The sequence below is a fragment of the Thalassotalea sp. PP2-459 genome, from assembly GCF_001913705.1.
Lineage (GTDB): Bacteria > Pseudomonadota > Gammaproteobacteria > Enterobacterales > Alteromonadaceae > Thalassotalea_C > Thalassotalea_C hakodatensis.
This window is the reverse complement of sequence record NZ_MKQD01000031.1, coordinates 1-19,293: the sequence shown is the minus strand read 5'-3', so window position 1 is coordinate 19,293 and position 19,293 is coordinate 1. Positions and strand designations below refer to the sequence as shown.

The 19,293-nt window shown below is 37.4% G+C and carries 12 protein-coding genes; 8 read left to right on the top strand and 4 right to left on the bottom strand.

Translation table 11 applies throughout. The features are described from left to right. Both BI291_RS05770 and BI291_RS05765 read left to right on the top strand, forming a co-directional pair. Positions 1-1,014, top strand: coding sequence for a hypothetical protein (locus tag BI291_RS05770; RefSeq protein ID WP_074496979.1), 1,014 nt, complete (start codon positions 1-3; stop codon positions 1,012-1,014). Between the two features lie 84 nt (positions 1,015-1,098). Further along, complete coding sequence (locus BI291_RS05765) at positions 1,099-2,832, top strand: hypothetical protein (RefSeq protein ID WP_074496976.1); 1,734 nt, start codon at positions 1,099-1,101, stop codon at positions 2,830-2,832. A 356-nt stretch (positions 2,833-3,188) separates the two neighbouring features. Here the strand turns inward: BI291_RS05765 and BI291_RS05760 are convergent, their stop codons facing one another. Together BI291_RS05760 and BI291_RS05755 are read right to left on the bottom strand one after the other, a co-directional pair. Continuing rightward, positions 3,189-4,301: a sensor histidine kinase gene (locus BI291_RS05760; RefSeq protein WP_074496973.1), complete on the bottom strand. Its 1,113-nt coding sequence runs from the start codon at positions 4,299-4,301 to the stop codon at positions 3,189-3,191. Then, entirely contained in the window at positions 4,301-5,014 is a 714-nt protein-coding gene (locus BI291_RS05755; RefSeq protein WP_074496970.1) for a LytTR family DNA-binding domain-containing protein, read from the bottom strand. Before BI291_RS05755 ends, BI291_RS05760 begins: the two co-directional genes overlap by 1 nt. Before the next feature lie 357 nt (positions 5,015-5,371). On the opposite strand from BI291_RS05755, the gene BI291_RS05750 reads away from it, so the two are divergent. From BI291_RS05750 to BI291_RS05740, 3 genes are all read left to right on the top strand, one after another. After that, complete coding sequence (locus tag BI291_RS05750; protein WP_074496968.1) at positions 5,372-8,347, top strand: TonB-dependent receptor; 2,976 nt, start codon at positions 5,372-5,374, stop codon at positions 8,345-8,347. Positions 8,348-8,610: 263 nt separating this feature from the next. Beyond that, entirely contained in the window at positions 8,611-9,018 is a 408-nt protein-coding gene (locus BI291_RS05745; RefSeq protein ID WP_074496965.1) for a LytTR family DNA-binding domain-containing protein, read from the top strand. 82 nt (positions 9,019-9,100) lie between these two features. Then, complete coding sequence (locus tag BI291_RS05740) at positions 9,101-10,435, top strand: PDZ domain-containing protein (protein WP_074496963.1); 1,335 nt, start codon at positions 9,101-9,103, stop codon at positions 10,433-10,435. Positions 10,436-10,603: 168 nt separating this feature from the next. Here the strand turns inward: BI291_RS05740 and BI291_RS05735 are convergent, their stop codons facing one another. After that, a complete protein-coding gene (locus tag BI291_RS05735; protein ID WP_074496960.1) occupies positions 10,604-13,018 on the bottom strand; it encodes a S9 family peptidase in 2,415 nt (804 codons plus the stop codon). Between the two features lie 294 nt (positions 13,019-13,312). Here BI291_RS05735 and BI291_RS05730 point away from each other — a divergent pair, with 294 nt between their 5' ends. Beyond that, positions 13,313-14,434, top strand: a complete 1,122-nt coding sequence (locus BI291_RS05730; protein ID WP_254849530.1) for a sensor histidine kinase — start codon at positions 13,313-13,315, stop codon at positions 14,432-14,434. Further along, the gene (locus tag BI291_RS05725; protein ID WP_074496958.1) at positions 14,424-15,260 is read left to right on the top strand and encodes a LytTR family DNA-binding domain-containing protein; all 837 of its coding nucleotides are present in this window, start codon (positions 14,424-14,426) and stop codon (positions 15,258-15,260) included. The genes BI291_RS05730 and BI291_RS05725 overlap by 11 nt, the downstream gene beginning before the upstream one ends. A 92-nt stretch (positions 15,261-15,352) precedes the next feature. On the opposite strand, the gene BI291_RS05720 is transcribed toward BI291_RS05725, so the two are convergent. Beyond that, positions 15,353-17,407 (bottom strand): winged helix-turn-helix domain-containing protein, encoded by a 2,055-nt coding sequence (locus BI291_RS05720; RefSeq protein WP_074496955.1) that lies wholly within the window; start codon positions 17,405-17,407, stop codon positions 15,353-15,355. Positions 17,408-17,536: 129 nt separating this feature from the next. On the opposite strand from BI291_RS05720, the gene BI291_RS05715 reads away from it, so the two are divergent. After that, positions 17,537-19,293 (top strand): hypothetical protein (locus BI291_RS05715; RefSeq protein ID WP_074496952.1); only part of this gene is annotated, 1,757 nt, incomplete at its 3' end.

Genomic DNA, 19,293 nt, shown 5'->3' with positions numbered 1-19,293 from the left:
ATGAATCGATATTGTATAGGCGTTTTGATTTGTGTGATCTTTATCTGTTCTAACGTACAAAGAACCCACGCCAAAGAACCATCACAGCTTTTAACTCAGTCGATTGTGTCAGGGTTTAAATCGCACTGGGTTGTAGCCATTGGTGAAAATCATAGGCATCAAGAGTTGCATCAGCTCCTATTAAAATCATTAGCATCTCCAATAGTGATGAATTCAGTACAAGTAATTGTCGTTGAATTTGGTAACCAACGATATCAAAAGCAGGTTGATCGTTATTTATCTGGCGAGTCAAATGATATAACTCCAGTTTACGAGGCTTTGAGAAATACAATTATCTCACCGAATAGACTTTGGGAATCACCAGTTTATCTGGCATTTTTTAAGAAAATCAGAGACATTAATCAACAGTCAAAGTCACATCAATACCGCATTGTATTAGGAGATACTCCTGTTGATTGGAGCCGAATTCAAAACAAAAATCAATTGAAACCATTTTACGAACGTTCCGCTCATATGGCAAAAATGATTGAAAAATATGGTTATGATCAAGGAAAGAAAGTGTTATTTCTTGCTGGTGGCCTGCATACGACAAAGAAAAATATTGTTCGTAAAAGTGAGTACGGCTTTGATATTGCGGAACTCAGTGTTACATCACGGTTGATGCAAAAGTACCCAGAGTCGGTTTATGTCATCCGCTCAATTGCTAAAACAAAACTTGCAAAACAGTATACGGAAAACAGGGCTTTTCCAGCCATAGTTGATCTGCAAGCGTCACCAATAGGCCAGCTTCCCGCTAACCAATTTTCGTCTTTAAAAAACAGAGATGGTTCTTCGTTTAATGGGTTTAGAGAAGCTAAGCTTAAAGACACTGCCGACTTTATTATCTATTGGGGAAACAAAGCTCATATTAACTTTGTTAGAGAAGATGAGCTGTATAAAAACTCAAAAGATTATGTAGCCGAGTTAAATAGACGAAGTTTGATTGTAAGAGGAAGTCCATTGACCAACCAATAAAGTGACCAAAAGTACTCTGCAAGTGAACTTTATTTCAATCGGCAGCGACTATTACATAGAGAACAAAAATACACAGGCACCGTGATGCAGAATAATAAAAAGTTTCTTCCGTTAATAATTGTTTCAATAGCTTTGTTTTATAGCCAAATTTCAATTGCCTCATTTCACCAGGCGTTGCCACTTGGTCAATATAAAGTAGGGTTTAAGCTGTTTCATGAATATGATAAACGTCGCTCTTTTGCACCCAAATATGACTATTTTGGCGAAGAAACTTTTTCTCCCATTGGTCGACCAATGCAAGTGGCGATGTGGTATCCAGGGAAAAGTATTGCTGATAAAAAGCCGCTAAAATATCGAGACTTCACTGCTTTTACTTCCTCAGAAGTGGACTTTGCTAGGCAAGCTAAAGGTGAACGAGAGCAACACATTAATAGCCTGTTGAACTCATTACCTGACAGAGCAAAGGCTGGATATATCAAGTTTTGGCAACAACTCACTAGAAGTTATTTTAATATAGAAGTTGCGGGAGATAACTTTCCTGTGGTGTTGTATGCACCTCCAATGAATTCATCAGTGCATGATAATGCTTTGTTGTGTGAATACTTGGCAAGTCATGGTTATATTGTTGTTTCTGTTGCTGCAAAAGGTGAATTCACGCGTTTACAGCAACAGTCAGTGAATGCTGCACAAGTACAAGCGTTAGATTTAGCTTATCTGTGGGAGTTTTCTCAACGATTTACGCGTAATAAAAAAGTCGCGGTAATTGGCTATAGTTTAGGTGGGCTGTCAAATCTCATATTTGCTAACAAAAATAAAGACGTTGATGCGGTTGTCTCTTTAGATAGCTCAATAATGTCTCAAGGATGGTTGGAAGATGTGCAAACCACTTCATATTACCAGCCGTCTGAGCTTACTGCTAAACTGTTAATGATCAGTAAAAACATGCATCAACCATCGATAAACCCTGCCGATTTTTATCAACAAGTCATTTTCGCTGATAAGTGGCTGATACGCTATGATCATAATACTCATTATTACTTTTCTTCAGAGCAACTACTGTTAAGAATGCAGTTTGATCAATTCTCAGCTGACGATAAGAAAGCGATTATTGATTTTTACGCTGATATGAGTCGTTACGTCTTGGAGTTTTTAGATTTTTCGCTTTTAGGTAAGGGAGATGTAGTTGCGCATGAACAACAGGCTATTAAGCATAGTTTTGAACAGGTAAAAGCTAACAAGCAGCCGTTGTTGCCGGAATCTATTACGGGTTTGATCATAAAGAAGGGCTACCAATATGTCAGGCCTATCCTGCAGGATATCAAAAGCTATATGCCTGATTATATTGGGCGTTTAAGTTGGCGTAATCTCAATACTACCGCACAGGAGTTAGTACAACGTGGGCGTGTTGATGAAGCGATTTCAACACTTGAATTATCACTTGAAGCCTTTCCTCATTGGTATCAGACTCACGTCATGTTAGCAGACTTGATGCTACAAAAAGGTATGAAAAAACAAGCAGTAACACACTATCAATCAGCATTGAAAGACCATCCAACTCACCAGGCGAGTATCGATGCGTTAACGGCATTGGGTATTGATTACTTGGTTTATAAACAACGATTCATACCGGATGAAGAACTTGATAAATACATTGGAAAGTATATTGTTGATGAACAGCGTTTTCGAAAAATCTATCGAGAAAATGGCAGTTTATTTTTGTTTTCAAATTATTGGGATAAGCCGCTTAAACTGTGGCCATATGAAAACAATCTTTTCTTAATCGAAAGTGACGACGGCCAATCTAATATGCAAATATAATTTCAATTTAATGAAGACGGTACAGTTGCTTCGTTAAAAACCAGAGGGTTAAACTCTGGCAGAATAGGCGATGTAAATGTGAAAGAATGAGGCTAATAGGGCTGATATTTGATTGTTTGATTCTCGAACAATATTAGGTAACTGTCAGATAGGCTGTTAGCTTAGTAGTAATTACTGTGAGAACTTTTGATGAAACCTTATTGTAACAGGTAACGCTCATATTGATTCGTTCACAAAAGCGATTGTTACATTCGTCACAAAAGACACGCGTTCAACAAAGGATAGGTTATGGTATCTGAAATCATATCCATTCCCTGGAAGATGATTACTTGACCATAGAAGTTAGGAACTAGCTTCTATGGTTTTTTTATGTCTGTAGGGATGACTATTTCAACGTTTAAACCATGAGGCTCATTAATGTTCATATTGAGTTGATAATCATGGCAGTAAAATAATTCAAGACGTTGCTTTATGTTGGATAGGCCTATGCCTTTACTAGAGTGTATAGCATCTAAAGAGGTTAATGGGCCATTGTCACTTACCGATAAGTATAAATGACTGTTGTTGAGCTGTGCTGTTATCGTTAATACCGATTGGCTTTTTGAGGTGTTTAATGCGTGTTTGATAACATTTTCTATTAACGGTTGAATTAAAAAGTTTGGTACTAGAGTTTGCCGGCTGTTTGGATCAACCTGCCAAACGACTTTTAAACGATCGCCAAACCTTATGCTTTCAATTTCTAAGTATTTTTCCATGACACTGAGATCTTGTTGCAAAGTAACACGATCGGTTGGTGAATTATCTAAAGAAAATCGTAAAAACGTGGCTAGTTTGGCCAACATATCACTAGTTTTTTCACCGTCCCCTCTCATTGCAAGGTTGGAAGCTGCATTAAGTGAATTAAACAAAAAATGAGGATTGAGTTGATACCTAAGTAGTTCTAATTTTGCTTTGTCATGATCTGCTTGGATTTTCAATATCCGTTTGTTTTGTTCAATGGATTTAATATGGAAATTGACACCACTATAAAATGCAGACCAAACTAAGAATACTAGTAATGAGCTCGAGTAATAGAGAAAAATTGCACTAAAAGGGATGTCATTATTAATCCACTTCGTGTACACATCTGGATATAAAAAGTACCAAATATATAATTTTTTACTAACGGTCCAAAGTAATGCTAACACGTTACATGAAATAAAAGCGATTGTTAGAAATGCAAAGAAATTTTTTTGTTCTAACTTTTGATAGATTGCTCTGAGTACCAGAGAAAGTAAAAAACCGGTAAAGCCAAACAAGGTAAAAGTAATTGCCGTATCTAATGTACCGGTAAAATCTTCATGATTAAAAAAAACGTTGTCCCAAATGAAAGTGGTTGAATAGACAAACCAACCGCACGCTTGAAAAATCCAATACAGCTGAGTTTTACTATAATTACGATATAAATATTCGACGTTATTTAAAGTCATTAGTGTATTCCTAGTGCTTTAAATAATTCATGTTTAAAGTTACTACTAATTTTTACTTCATCGCCATTCTTCATGATCAAACTGGAATACCGACCAAGCTCGCTGTCTACTTTACTTATATAATCGATATTGACGATAGCTGAGCGATGAACTCGGAAAAAATTTTTTTTAGAGAGCTTTTTTTGAATGCTTGTTAATGTTTCTCGATGCAATAGCATGCGGTCGGCAAAATAGAGTTCGAGGTAATTAGATGCGCCTTTAATCCATATAATGTCGTTCACATCGACTATTTTTACTTCTCCAATCGACTTAATCGCCAATTTACTTGAATGGACGTCTTGTTTTGTATCGCTACTAAGGTGATTTTCAAACTTATGCATTAATCGCTTTAATTTGTCATTTTCATAGGGTTTAAGAAGGTAACCAAAGGCATTAATATCGAATGCATCCACTGCGTATTCAGAGTAAGCGGTTGAAAATATCCATTGGGTAGCAATAAGACTAGATAATGCTTTTGCGAGCTCCATACCGCTACCAGCAATGATATTGATATCCATAAAACAAACATCAGGTTCGTGCTCTATTAATGCTTGTTTTGCTTCCTCATATTCGCTGCAACGACTAAGGACTTGCCAACCTGGACGTTTTTCAATCTCTCTGGTTAAACGCTCAAGCGCCATTTCTTCATCATCAACAACAATACAACTAATCATGAGGCCTACCTAATTACTTAATCTGTTAACATAATAATGTGATAAAAAAATAATATCTCTTCTGTTGGTATGAATTACACATAATTGATGACAAAAACAACGTTAGGTGTTTTTTTATTGAAGGTTTCGTAATAGAGAATTGCTATACACCTCGTTATTTTTCTATTGTTAATCAAAAAAGTACAATGATGAACTTTTAATGTCGATAGCCATTTAAGGTTACATAAATAAACTTTATCACGCCGATTTACGCTTTTATCCCTTTCTACACTTAAGGATAGTCACAGTTGTTACCTTTGAGTGTGGCAGTTTTGTACTGCTTTTATAAAAATAGAATAACAGTCAAGGGAGTTCTAAATGAAATATATTATTTCAAAGTCGTTTAATCGCTCTATTACAGCATTAGCTGTTGCGATGTCACTTGGAGTGACAATGCCAGCAATGGCAAATGAAGGCAGTATTCGGGGTACATCATTAAACCAAGCGGGTAATGTTTTATCGAACGTAACGGTAACGATTAAAAACTTAACAACAGGCCTTACACGTACCGTCACAACTGATAGTCAGGGGAACTACCGTTTTCCACTTTTGCCTTCCGGAACGTATAGTTTAGAAGCGAAAAAAGATGGTTTTATAGTGTTACAGCAAGATAATTTACGCGTTGCGGCAGCAGGCTCAAGAACGGTCAACCTTACGCTAGAAAGCGGTGATATCGAAAAAATCACTGTATCTGGCGCTGCGGTATCAGCAATTGATGTGGCATCCAGTGAATCTCAACTGATAGTAGATATTGAATATTTAAATAAAGTGCCTGTCGCGCGTGATGTCACTTCTGTTGCATTATTAGCACCAGGAACTATTTCAGGTGATGATGATTTTGGTAACTTAGCATCATTTGGTGGTTCATCTGTTGGTGAAAACGTGTATTACGTTAATGGTATTAATACAACGAACTTCCGTAATGGTTTAGGCGGTTCTGAACTGCCATTTGAAATGTATGAATCATTTGAAGTAAAAACGGGCGGATATTCAGCCGAATTTGGCCGTTCTACTGGTGGTGTGGTAAATGCGGTAACCAAATCTGGTAGCAATGAATTTAAATTTGGAGCTAGTGCCTTCTATGAACCCGCTAGTTTACGGGAAACTCAACCGGACGTGTTTCGAACTGACCCCGACGACATTGAGGCTGTTGGCTCAGAATACTATATTGTTAATAAGAAGGATAACATTGGCTCGACAAACGTTAATTTATGGGCGAGTGGTGCAATTATTAAAGATAAACTTTTCTTCTTTGGCTTAATTAATCAAGAAAGAAGAGATTCTGATTATGCCACTAGTGGTTCTATTTATGATCGCGAAGCGAACGACACGCTTTACGCCTTGAAGTTAGATTGGTATATCACCGATGACCATATTGTTGAGTTTACTGGCTGGGATAATAGTTCTGACTTAGAAAGTACTAAGAATTTATATAACCCAGATACGGATACTACCGGTGAATGGTATGGCGATTATATTTTAGAACGCGGTGGAAAAACCTGGGGTTTAAAATACACCGGTATTTTATCGGATGATTTTACCGTAACTGCGCAATATTCAATCAATGAAGCAAGCTATTCAAACTTAAATGCTGGTGATAGCCCATTAGGGGATAAGCCTGCCATTTATGAACGTTATAGTGGTCGTGAATTTGGCTCATACGGTTTATTCAATCCTTCAGTACAAAAAGACAAACGTACAGCTTACCGTTTAGACTTTGATTGGTATATTCATGATGATCATACACTGCGCTTTGGTATTGACTATGAAAATATGGAAGCCGAAGAGAATACTCAAAGAGCTGGCGGTGTTGCCTGGCGTTATGAAGGGTGTGATACCGATTTGCTTTCGCAAGGGCAGCTAGACTGTACAGATGTACGAAGAGAGTTTTACGTCAATGTCGGTGATTTTGAAACAAAATCAGCTGCCTTTTATATCGAAGATAAGTGGCAAATTAATGATGACTTAGTGGCAACCATAGGTTTGCGTAATGAGTCATTTGAAAACTATAACAAAGCAGGCCTTAAGTTTGTTGATGTTACTAATCAGTGGGCACCGCGTGTAGGTATTAGTTGGGATGTCGAGGGTGATGGCAACAGTAAACTGTTCGCAAACTATGGACAGTACTATTTACCCGTTGCTACCAATACTAACGTACGTTTAGCTGGAGATGAACTCTATGTTCGCCAATACTTTGAAGTAGAAAGCGTTAATGCTGACTTTACGCCTAACTTAGTTGAAGGTTCTGGTGGGCCTGTCACTACATTTAGTGATGGTAATTTGATGAATACCGCGGAAACAGTCAATGCCGATTTAGATCCTATGTATCAAAATGAATTTATATTGGGTTATCAACGTGTGATTGACGACTCATGGAGCTTTGGTATTAAAGGGACATATCGCGATTTAGCTAGTTCATTAGAAGATATAGCCATTGATAAAGGGTTTAACGATTTTCTACTTGCTCAAGATCCTGATGGGCCGGGTTGTACTCGTTGTGCAGGTTTTGGATATTATGTATTAACCAATCCAGGAAATGATGTAACGATTACAACAGATCCTGATGGCAGTGGTAGCTTTTATAGCGAAGAAACTTTTACGATTCCTTCAGATGTGCTCGGTTATCCGAAGGCCGAACGCCAATATGCTGCGGTTGATTTTACTTTAAATCGCGCGTGGGACGATAAATGGATGTATAGCTTTACTTATACGTGGTCTCATTCTTGGGGTAATAATGAAGGTTTTGTTCGTTCAGATAATGACCAAGACGACTCTGGCTTAACAACTAACTACGACCAACCAGGCTTAGTAGACGGTGCAAGTGGTAATTTACCCAACGATAGACGACATGTGGTTAAAATGACCGGTGCTTATAATGTCATTGAAGATCTAAACGTTGGTTTTAACTTTAATTGGTCTCAAGGCCGCCCATTAAATTCGTTTGGTTTTCATCCAACGGATGCTTTTGCATCACAGTACCAAGATGAGTCATTCGTTAAAGATGGACAGTTAGTTTCTCGTGGTTCACAAGGTCGTACGCCTAATACCTGGAGTTTAGATTTATCAGCAAGTTATGACATGTATTTTGATGATAACAAAGTTACATTCCGTGCTGATATTTTTAATGTCACTAATAATGACAAAGCAACCCAGTTAAATGAATCTAATGAACGTTACGGTTACACAGATTATGAATTCGGTGGCTATCGTGGCGAACCTAACCCAACTTACGGTTTACCAACTGATTTCCAAAGACCACGCTATGTGCGTTTTAGTGTTAATGCTGAGTTTTAAGCAAAGCTCATAATTGTTTAATAAATATTAAACGAACGAGTTAAAAGGTCTGTGTTGTATTCACAGACCTTTTCTTTTTCATAGACCTTTATCTTAAGTGCTTGCTATACGCAACAAACTTTTTGTGATTAGCGCTAATAAGTTTCATCCCCGAAAATGTTAAATGCCACCCTTATATAGATTCATTTACCCATTAAACCGCGAATTGTCACTAATTGAAGGTAAAGTTCTATATATAAGTTAAGCTAAAGTGGGAGAGGTAAATGATAACTTGTCTTATTATTGATGATGAACCTCATGCAAGAGAGAGAATACGCCGAGTCATCGAACACAGGTTTGGCTGGCAAGTTATCGGTCAAGCGGCAGTTTACGATGACGCTAAATCACTCTTTTTAGAGCGCCAACCCAATGTTTGTTTTGTTGACGTTAATATTATTGGTGGTAACGGAATATCACTGATCAAAGAATTAAAATATACAGTGATGTGTAAATGGGTCATCATGTCTGCTCACAGTGAGTTTGCAATTGATGGCTACAACGCGGAAGTAGAGGATTACTTATTAAAGCCGATTGATAACTTAAGGTTAGAGAAGTTATTGCTTAAATTAGAGTCATATTATGCGAACAATTTATATCACCAGTCACAAAGCGAACAACCTAATTTAGGATAATGGTAAGTCGTAACGGATATTACTTTAAATAAAAATATGCTCAAGAGGAAGCCACTTATTAACTTACATTGGGAACTTAAATATGAAGTTATGGTTATTATTCTTTATTGTATTTAGCCAATTTACACTAGCGGAAAATATCTTGAAAAGAACAAGCTTTTTAGGTTTTGTACCTGAAAGTACACAATCTGGAGAAGTTGTTGTTCATCAACTCCATCCTCAAGGAACAGCACATGCGTTGGGACTAAGAGTGGGTGATAAATTAATAAGTATTAATGGTAATGTTATAAGTGACTTTTCAAATTTGCTTACTGAGCTTGGGAAAATTTATGAAGGCGATACAATAACGCTCTCAATTTCACGTGATACATCCTCTTTAATACTAGAGGCAAAGGCTCAAGGAAAACCAAAGGAGAAAGGCAAAGGCTATCAAGTTAATTATGGAGAATTTTCTTGGCAACATGAAACTATCCGTACAATCACATATTTACCAGAAAAGCCAAGGCAAGATGGTGCTGCAGTTTTATTTATACAAGGTTATACATGTAGCTCTATTGATTATGGCATGTTGCCAGATATGAGCTTAAATCAATTGCTTGGTCAATTTTCCCAATCAGGGTTTACTGTGATGAAAATGGAAAAACCTGGGGTAGGTGATAGTGAAGGCCAACTGGACTGTCAGTTATATGACTTCGTTACTGAAAATAAAGCTTTCTTAGCAGGGTTATCGCACTTAAAGACAAAGAACGGAGTTAGCGCGAAAAATGTATTTGTGTTTGGTCACTCGTTAGGCGTATTGCATTCCGCCATTATTGCAGAACAAGGTTTAGCGAAAGGAGTGATTGGATATGGAGGCGTCTTTAAACCTTGGATAGAATACTTACATGATATTTATGAAAAGCAATCAGTCTTGTATTGGGGGGTAACTAAAGAGCAGGCTAAAAAAAATGTTAAACTAATATCTCCTTTTTTGACAAAATGGCTAGACTCAGATCTTTCTTGGCAAGAAGTAATCGCGAGTAAAGTTGCCAAACGAGTTATAGATGCAGAATTGATTGCTATTAACGAAGAGCTTATTATGAATCGCCATTATAACTTTTTTCGCAGTATCAACCGCTTTAACTTTGCTGCTCTTTGGCAAAAATCTAAATCACATGGATTAATGTTACACGGAATGTATGATATTCAGGCGATTGATGGTAAATGGGCTAAAAATATTGTTTCACTCCTCAACCAAAATGAAGGTGTGACAGGGCAAGAGCTGACTTTTGAACGCACAGATCATTCCATGCTAAAGTTTATTAACAGCTCTGATTTAATGAAGTTTACTCGGAGAGAAGTCACAGATGTTGGAAAGTTTAATCAAAAAATTGCCTCATCTTCAATTAGCTGGATGGAAAGCATTCTTAGTTTATAGTTAACTTTTACTTACCAATGATTTTTAACGAAAACCATACTTAATTTATATAACAGCATGAACTGTCAATCGTAGTCGAGATTTTAAAATTTAATAAAGTCGATGGTGTTATTACATGCTTTTTCAATATAAACCTACGTTGAAGAAAATCAACGTAGGTTTTAGTTGCTACTTGGCGATCAGATAGTTTTCTAACCAGCGTTCCTGCTCCCAAAGTACATGTAAAATACTTTCACGTGCTCTGTAGCCGTGTCCTTCATATGGCAACATCACTAATCTAGCATCCTTACCTAAACCTTTTAACGCATTGTACATACGTTCAGATTGCATCGGGAAAGTACCTGAGTTTGGATCTTCTTTTCCGTGGATCATGAGCATAGGTTCGTTAATTTTTTCAGCATGAAAAAACGGCGACATCGTGGCGTAAACATGTTGTCCTTCCCAGAAATTACGTTCTTCACCTTGGAAACCAAACGGTGTGAGTGAACGGTTGTATGCGCCACTGCGTGCAATGCCTGTTTTAAATAAATCGCTGTGGGCTAATAAGTTAGCGACCATAAATGCACCATATGAGTGACCTGCAATGGCAATGTTATTTTTGTCTGCAACGCCTTTTTTAACTAATACATCAACTGCAGCTTTTGCACTTGAAACCAACTGCTTACGGAACGTATCGTTTGGTTCTTTGCCCTCTATACCAACAATCGGCATTTTCGGATCGTCAAATATGGCGATACCTTTTGCTAAATAAGGCATTGGGCCCCAATAACCAATGTAGGTAAATTCGTAGGGAGATTCTCGTACTTGTGACGCTACACTTTTATCTTTATATTCAAGAGGATATGCCCACATTAAAACAGGTAATGTACCGTCAGATTTTTTATAACCCGGTGGAAGGTATAACGTACCACTAAGTTCAACACCATCGTCGCGGGTATATTTAACGAGTTCTTTTTTGACATTGGTAAAAGTCGGGTAGGGGTGCGGAAAACCAGAAAATTGCGTAATAGATTGTTTCGTTAGATCGCGAATAAAGAAGTTAGGCTGCTCAGTTTTAGACTCTCTGATGGTGATCAGCTTTGTGCCAGCGTCGTCCAATACACCACGAACACGTTCATAATAAGGTGCTTCACTGTGCCATAAACGTTCTTTTTTCTGGGTATTGATATCGTATCTATCTAGAAAAGGAATGTTACCTTGCTCTGAAGCGCCAATACCAGTAAGAAATAAATAACGGCTATCTTGAATAGACAAAGTGTATCTACCAAAGGCGTTTTGTTTTTGAACTACGTTACCTGGGTCATTATAAGCGTCATTATAAGAACGATCTTCAAAGGTAATGCGATCTTTATCGGCATTATTTGGGTTCACGATGAATGTACGTACTTTACGATCACTGAAACGCCAATCAGAAAGCATAGCTATTTTATCATTACCCCAAGTAATACCGCTGTATCGGCGATCTAATTTTGCAAATAAAGCAGGGCTTTCAGTAAATGGTGCTGCTTGAGTATAGATGAAGTCATGAAATTCAACATCTGCTTTCATTGAGCCTTTGTCTTGTGCTTCAGCCCATACTAAGGTTGCTGGTTTATCATCACGCCATGAAAGCGAGCGTTTACCAGTGCGAACACTATCAAAGCCTTGAGGAATATTTTCAGCAAGCGGTTGGCGAACAATTTCTTTAATTAACATACCGTTAGTGTCAATAACTTGCCAAGAAGTCGCGAAGCGTGAATAAGGTACTAAATAAGAAAACGGTTGCTGAATATGTCCAACAAGTAAATGCTTCGCATCAGGCGATGCTCTAAACCCTCGAATTAAGGCCGGTTTACCTACCTTAGTCATATCACCTTTTAGTGAGACTTTGACTAACTGCCCTAACCCATAATATTTAAACAGTGCTTTGTCATGCGGTGTTGCCAATAAATTTTGGTAAGTCCGGGCTGGCGCTTTTTCTCCTGTGGTTTGAGACACAATAGGGATTGCGCTAGCAGCACTGTCTTGAGGCGCATCAACATTAATGTTGATCGCTTTATTGGCGATAATAGCTGAGCTATCAGGTAACCAACGGTATGGTCTCGAGGTGATCACTGAGTTTAACGCTAAGTTATCTACTTTTTGTAAGGTGTCAGTATTTATTGAGTAAATAAATAAGTTTGCTTCTTTCGCTTGTTCAATAAAAAAAGCAAGGTGTTCGCTATTCGGTGACCATGACGGTGATAAAATTCTACCCTTAGGCAGGTTGTCTATTGATATTTTTTTATCGGTTTTTAAATGCTGAAATGCTATAGACAGATACTTTGAGCGAGGGCGAGCGCGTGAGAAGTTATCAGGATTTAGTTTAATACCGGCCAATTTTAATTCTGGTTTGGCTAGCTCTTCCAAAGAAGCGATTCGTTGTCTTTCAAAAAATGCCATCCATTGCTTATCAGGAGACAACCTTGTACTAGGCGCTAGCTTAGCATCAACGATTGAAGCAATTGGCTTTGAAGGTATTTGGTAACCATCATCTGCTAACGCCGATGTTGCTAAAGGGAGCATAATACTACCTGCAAGAAAAGCGATTATATTGTTATTCATTGTTATTGTCCTTGTGGAATAAGTCATGTGTATATAGGTTTTAAACCGATAAACACTGCCACAATAGTTTGGCGAAAATTACTGACTGTTGCAAAAGCTACCTGAGGAAAAGTGTTAAAAGATATGTCTAAATGTATAAAGTTGTTTAAAAATATCTTCTGTGTACAGCGAATTGGTATAACTTATGTTAATAACAGTGTTCTTATAACGCCGTCATGCCATTATGTGAATGAAAAGCTTGATTATTGATAGCCTTTAATTACACACTAAGTAAAAAGTAGCGCTAGGTACCTTATGCAAACAGTCATGCAAGATGCGACTCTACAAATTGAACCTCAAGGGTTTTCAAAACAAAATCAGCAGTTTTGGATGTTACAGCTTAGCGGTTGGATAGGCTATGCTATTGTGGTTTTTATCGCTATTATTCGGCCGCAATTTGATGATCCGCACTTTAATTTATCAGGGCAGATATTAAACTTAGGTATCGAAATTCTCAGTGGTTTCGTACTGAGTTATGTCTCCTGGCTTGTTATCCAAAGAACAGTACATCTTCCTTTAAAGAAAACCCTAACCATTAGTTTTGGCACGGCAGCGTTACTAGGCATTATTTATAACGTGATAAAACTCGCTTCTTATAAAACGGTGGTATACCACCAAGTGTGGTATGAAAAATGGAATATGCTTGAATTTGGTGGCTGGTTTTTATTTTCACTTTCTACGATGTTTATTTGGACGGCAATATTTTTCATTATGCTGTACAACAATAAGCTACAAAAAGAGCATGAAATGTTGTTACGCGCACAAACCTCAGCAAAAGAGTCACAATTACAAATGTTACGCTATCAGCTAAACCCGCATTTTATGTTTAATACCATGAATGCTATTTCTACGTTGATATACAAAAAAGATAACGATACCGCAGGTGAAATGTTAGATAAACTTTGCACTTTCTTTCGGTACTCTCTTGATCAAAAAACGCAAGTAGAAAGTACTTTAGTAAAAGAGGTTGAATTATTGGCATTATATCTTTCGATTGAAAAAGTACGCTTTGGTGAGCGCTTAAGCGTGATTTTTGATGTTGATAACGGTGCAAACTGTGCCAGAGTACCCGCTTTATTTTTGCAACCGATTGTGGAGAACGCGATAAAGTATGGAATAGAAAGTCAGAAAAAACATGGCATAATTACCATTAAAGCAAAAGCAGCAGATGACAAACTTATTGTCAGTGTTGAAGATCAAGGTTGTGGTGATACGCGTGAAGCAACCCCTGGCTTTGGTATCGGTTTACCGAATACAAAAGAGCGATTAGCGACAATGTTTAATGAAGAAAGCCAAATTTCAATTAAACAAAGCTCTGCAGGGACGAGTGTAAAAATTGTCATGCCCTTTCAAAAAGTAACTGTAAATGACGAATAAGAAAATTACTGCAGTCATCGTTGATGATGAGCCCTTGGCGATAGAAGGGTTGAAATTACGTTTAGAAGCGATTGAAGATATCAACGTCATTGGTGAGGCAACCGATGGGGATGAAGCGATAAAGCTGTGTCAACGTTGCCAACCTGACGTACTGTTTATTGACTTGAAGCTTCCAGGCATTAATGGATTAGAAGTTGTACAACTTATACAAGCCGATATTATGCCACTTGTAGTGTTTGTAAGTGCTTACAGTGAGTATGCGCTTGATGCTTTTGAACTAAATGCGATTGATTACATTTTAAAGCCTGCCAATGTAGGTAGGCTGAAAAAAACAGTAGAACGAATTCGTGAGCGCCTTACGCCGCAACAGCGTGATCTAGAGAAATTTAGACTATTAAAGGCGCTAGGTGAAAGTTCAGGTTTACAAATTACAGAGCTAGAAGAGTGGCTTGAAGCTGGTAATCAGAAATTGCCTTATCATTATCGACAAGAGTTAGTGATTAAAAATGATAAAAACGAAAAAGTGTTTGTGCCTGTAAAGAATATTCGGTGGATAGACGCTGCTGGTGATTACATGTGTATTCATACCTCTCAGGAAAATTTTATTGTACGCATTACCATGAAAAAGCTTGAGAATGAATTAGACAGCAATATGTTTCAACGCATTCATAAATCCACGTTAGTTAACATTAACTGTGTAAAAAGTATTCAAACCCTCAAGAATAATGAAAGCCTACTAGACTTGGGGGATGAGGTGAAATTAAAAGTAAGTCGCAACTTTAGTGAGGCTGTGAATAATATTATTAACGCGAGGGCTAAGCAGTAATACTAAGCAATACCCGCCATTAAAATAAAAATAGATAGAATTCATTTATGGCAGAAGATAATGAGTAAACGTTAGGCTTTTCTCGTTAAGTTTTAGTTTGTCGGGGCAGTTGTTAGTTGGTACTGGTAAATGTCGCCTTCTACGGGTCTTAGCTTCACCCACAAAATCTTCTTTTCATCAGGGATAACAGTGTATTGGTGAACAAAGTTATCGGGTAGTGCCATTAATAATGTCTCTTGTTTGCTGGTGATTGAGTATTGCCAGATACCAGAGTTTGCACGATAAAAATAAATATCATTGTCAATGAGTTGCCAGTTTAACCAATTTAATAAACTAAAATCTTTGATCAGCAGTTGTTCTTCTTGGCTATCAATACTTTTTGACCACAAGCCATCGAGAGAATATTTACTGAAGTAGAGTGTATTATTTAAAACACGGCCACTATAACCACCACTGTGTGTCATTTGCCGATGCTCTTTATTAATACGATCAAATAGCCATAGTTGCCACTGGCCTGACTTATTACTGCTATAAATAATCTTGTCTGTTTGATTTGCGTAATAATTGCTGACATAGCTATTGTGTTGCTTGGTAAATAATTGGCTTATTGATTTTTTATTAAGGTCTATTTCATAGCTAGCGCCTAAATTAGTTAATAAAATATTGTCGCCATCAGGCGATAACTCGTAGCGAGTAAACTGCAACTCAAAGGGAAGTTCAATATCGAGCAATGTTGGTTCGTTGTTTTCTATTTGCCAAAAATGGTGGTTTTTGTAACGTGTTGATAATATTAACTCATTACCGTTTGCGCTTCTTGGTAGCAACTCTACTCCGGCACTTTGTTGCCAAATGTGTTGAGTGTTATCATCAATGTTGTAGCGCATTATGTCGCTAGTGACTTGTTTACTGCTGAGTAATAAATAGTGATTTTGATCTATAGTAGCAACAGCTAATGAATTTATGTCGATTTCGAGCTGTTTGATTACGTTAAGTTCTTGAGTATCGAGTAAGTAATGATAAAGCGTTGATCTATCTGCCAGAATGATGCTGTTAGTTTGCGGCGACCAAGCTAAGCTTGTTATTCGTTTATTGATCGTGTGTTTTTCTTCTGATGAATCAGTGTGATGCACAATTAATTCAGTTTGATTTTCATTTAAATATCTTAGTATTGCCAATTGTTGAGTATCAGGATTATGAGCAAAATTAAAATCACCTTTTAGATTGTTGTTACTTTTTGGATTACTAACCTGCATTAACCTATGTGTTGCTATATCGTAATTAAAAATTTGATAAGGATGAGATTTACTTAATCGTTTATTAAAATAAAAGTGCGAGCTGTCTTTCCATGCCAATTTACTGGGTACGTCATCACAGTTAAAAAGGTGTTCAACTTTCTGATTTTCTACATTAAAAATATTAAATGAGCATGTCAGCTCATTTTTTTGAGCAAAAAGAACGGCATCACCTTTAGCGTTTATTGCCGCCCGTGCATTGTTAAGAATTGCTTGCTTTTTATGAGTATTGGTATCGTATATATAAACCTGTTGAGGGTCATCTTCCGCTTGGTGATGAAAGAGAATTTTATTACCGGTGGCTGTTGTAGAGATATCATATTCCCACCCTTTTAAACCTATTAAAGGGTCGTTGAGCAAGGTGGTAACCAAAGCGCTTTGTTGTTGATATTTAGGATAGAAAAACCAGCTTAATAACGCGATTATTATACTAGCAAGAATAGTTATCACTAATGTTGATGGTAGTAACGTTTTGTTTATCTGATTTTTTTCAGATGGCTGGCGGTCATCGCTGATAGCATTATTAATGCTGTTGTACCTTGTGTTTTCAATTAGTTCGGTTTGAGCGACTAGACGATAACCCTGAGTTGGTACCGTTTCAATAACACTTTCTGTGGTGAGCGCTAAAAAATGATTTCTTAATAATGAAACCGTACGATTGATCGCACCATCACCTACTACGCGATTATTCCACACAAGAGCGATTAATTGATCTCGGGTAACTATCTCACCAGGTGCATCTAATAACGTAGTGAGTAAAGTAAACACCTTTGGTTCTAATTTTCGGCTGCCATTTACGTGTGAAAGTGTACGTTGTTTAGCGTCAAAGATAACGTCAGCAATTCTAACCTTCATTCTCTATCATCTTGAAATAACGATATATTTTTAAACATAACATAAAAGTAATAAAAACATAAGCAACTTATGTGTTGTTGTTTTTTCTTCAATGGTTAGCTATGGGCAACATTAACGAGGAGAAAAACAATGCAATCTAAATTTGTATTACCACTCAGTATAATTTTCATTAGCTTTATAATGATTGGCTGTAATGGAACCAACAATAATAATGATAATGACCCTTTACCACCAACTGATAATAATGGGGTCGTTAAATCATCGATTAATGGGCGAGATTATTACTTATCACCGCCTAATGAGGGGATAGAGCCAAATAAAGCCTATAAACTACTGTTAGCATTTCATGGTTCAGGTGGTAGTGCTAAGGGTATGCAGGCAATGACCAAGTTAGCAACATTTTCCAAAGATTATATTGTTGTATATCCGCAATCAAAAGTTGAAGAATGGAACGAAGGTTGTGACTGTAATAAACCACATCGCTTGGGTATTAATGATCTGGCTTTTGTCGAAGATGTTGTCACTGATGTGAAACAAAAATTTAATATTATTAACGAAGAATTATATGCCGTTGGTTATTCTCAAGGTGGCTTGTTTACGCAAAATTTAATGTGTAACAGTAACCTACAGTTTAAAGGCCTCGTTTCTGTTGCTTCACCTATGTCAGAGCAATTATCATTATCGTGCCAGGTTCAACATTCCACTAATTACATGATGGTTCATGGAACGGCTGACAAAACGCTGCCATATCAAGGTTTAGTACATAGTAATTTTGGACTTATCGGAAGTGAACTAGCAATCGATTTGATTGCTAAGCAGAATGGTATTGATACAGAGAAAGAAATCGTTGAGCAAGAGGGTATTCGAGAACACGTATACCAGAATGACACCAATATTAATAAACTGGTCGCTATACAGTCAGGACAACATTCATGGCAGTTCAGCGATTTTGATACTTCGATTGAAGTGATTGATTTTTTTGATTCAGTCAGTGACAAACAGTTAGATAGTTTTTCAAGCGTATATCGTGTTGAGCAATCACAGCAAGAAGAATTAGTTCATGTACGTAGCATGGGATTAGAACATACCGGTCCCGCCGTTATTTTACTGTCAGGGTTTAATAAAAATTATCATAGTGACAGTGCGTGGTTTGCATTATTGCAACCATTAATTGCTAAAACACATCGAGTGCACGTTATCGAGCGTTTTGGTAATGGTTTTAGTAGTGATATAGCACAACCTTCTTATTCATCATTTGTTGGTGCGCTGGATAAAACGTTGCTCGCGTTAAATGAAGAGCGCATTGTGATGTTGAGCTTTTCTAGCAGTAATATTCTTGCTCACTTGTGGCAACAAATGCCGGATAAAACCAGCCAAAGCGAGCTAATGGGAATGTTATGGGTAGATCCAGATATTTTACTGCCACATTCAATCAGCTTTTATCAGGATTGGCCTGTCACTTGGTATCGTGGCTTGGGTGATGAATTGCTCAACTACATTAGTGCAGGAAAAATGACGGCGAGTTCAGCAGACAAGCTCAGTAAAGAAAGGCTGGCGGTTGAGACATTGATACCTGCGAAGTTCAGTGAGCTAATGGATTGGCAATATTTTGATTTAATTAGCCAAAATCGTTTGAATATTAATAAGCAACTAACGCGCGCTAAAGAGATTATGAATTACCATGATGATCTTGAGCTGGTTAGACAAAGCAATATATCAACAGCTGTTCCTATTAGTGTTATTGATACTGACTTTGAACAAAATGAAATCGATAACGCTGAACCTGAGTACCTTGATGGCCTAATAAAATGGCAAAGTGAAGGTAGTCAATGGAGTCAGCAGTTGAGTGAACAATCATTAGGGCAATATATTCCTCTCACTAATAG